At 41.6% G+C, this 1,643-nt stretch carries 1 protein-coding gene; it reads left to right on the top strand.

Features of this window, described 5'->3' with window-relative positions; genetic code table 11:
• Positions 1 to 1,478 (top strand): RagB/SusD family nutrient uptake outer membrane protein (locus tag AC1DPQ_RS26980; protein ID WP_477611460.1); only part of this gene is annotated, 1,478 nt, incomplete at its 5' end.
• Between the last annotated feature and the right edge of the window lie 165 nt (positions 1,479 to 1,643).

The following is a 1,643-nucleotide window of genomic DNA, read 5'->3' as shown; positions in this document are numbered from 1 at the left end:
GCTCATCAACAGATGAATCGGTGCTGCCAATTTTTGCTTCCGACTGGATTGACGGAAATAAGTACCTTGAATTGCATCGCCACACCTGGACAAAAGACAATGCTTGGGTTGCAGCAGGTTGGTCTTATTTGACCAACATTATCGGCACTGCCAATCAAACCATTTCGATTATTAGCGAGTCGGCACCAGCGGGTGCAGCAAAAAACACCAACCTTGCAGAATTAAAAACCATGCGGGCCCTGTCGTACTTTATGATGATGGATTTATATGGCAATGTTCCGTTAGATACCTTGTATGGCAGCACAGCATTAAAAACAAATTCGACACGTGTACAGGTATTCAACTATGTAGAAAGCGAGCTTAAAGCGGCTATCCCCTATTTAAAATCGACTAGTGGTATGGCAACCTATGGTTTACCAACAAAATACCTGGCTTATTCGATATTGGCAAAAATGTACTTAAATGCAGCAGTGTACACTGGAACAGCACGTTATGATGATTGTATAGCGGCCTGCGACCAGATAATTAGTTCAGGCTTGTATAGCATAGAACCAATGTCGAGCTATCTACAGATGTTTTATCCCACCAATGGGCCAACGCAAAAAGAATTTATTTTTGCAATTCCATTTGATGCGTCTACCTCTACCGGCAATATGTTTATGGCCCGTTACGATTTAAACCGTAACCTTGGTATACGTTATCAATACTCTGGCTCCACACCGGGCACATTTACCAACCCGGTTATGAACCAAAGCAGTGGCGGGGGCTTATCAAACAATAAACCGAGCGGTCCGCGAATGACTACAACTGAGTTTTATGCAAATTTTAACGATTCGAACGACATCAGAAACAAACAATGGCTTACCGGCCCACAGTACTGGCCAGATGGAAGTCCGATTATGGTGAGCACCACTAATTTAGGTTACGATCAGTTTTATACTGGTGGAACTACGGCTGGAGCGTTACCTTATACCTATGCGCTAAATTTAACTCCGTTGAGCAGTTCACGTTTAGGTGCAAATGCTTACGATTTAGGGAAGGATGAAATTGCCTGGAATACCGGCTACCGCAACATTAAATTTTTACCAGATTACACCAATCCAATTAGCCGGAACCAAAACAACGATATGCCATTATTCCGCTATTCAGATATTATCCTCATGAAAGCAGAGGCTATATTCAGAGGTGGAACGCCAACGTTAGGTGCTACAGCAATAGGTTTGGTAAACAGTGTACGAAGCAACCGTACCACTTCTGCTGCTTTAGGAGCATTAACATTGGATGTACTTTACAATGAGCGTTCGAAAGAATTTGCATGGGAATGCTGGCACCGTAATGATATGATCAGGTTCGGTAAATTTGAGAACACTTATGGTTTATCTAAAACCAATACCGATACTTATCGCCGTATATTCCCAATTCCAAGTACAGCAATAGCGACAAACAATACATTGGTTCAAAACCCCGGTTATAATTAACCCTCGGTAAACAATACAAAAATTTCTCTGGTGTAAAAGCCAGAGAAATTTCTTTTTTCCCATCCTGTTTAAGGCCGATGGTCCATCAAAATTTCTCAATCACCTTAAATTTATCTCCATGAGGAAACACTTACTTTTACTGATTTCCCTATTTACCTATTGCTC

The organism is Pedobacter sp. 01T416_2, from assembly GCF_056398925.1.
This window is presented reverse-complemented; position numbering and strand designations above follow the sequence as displayed.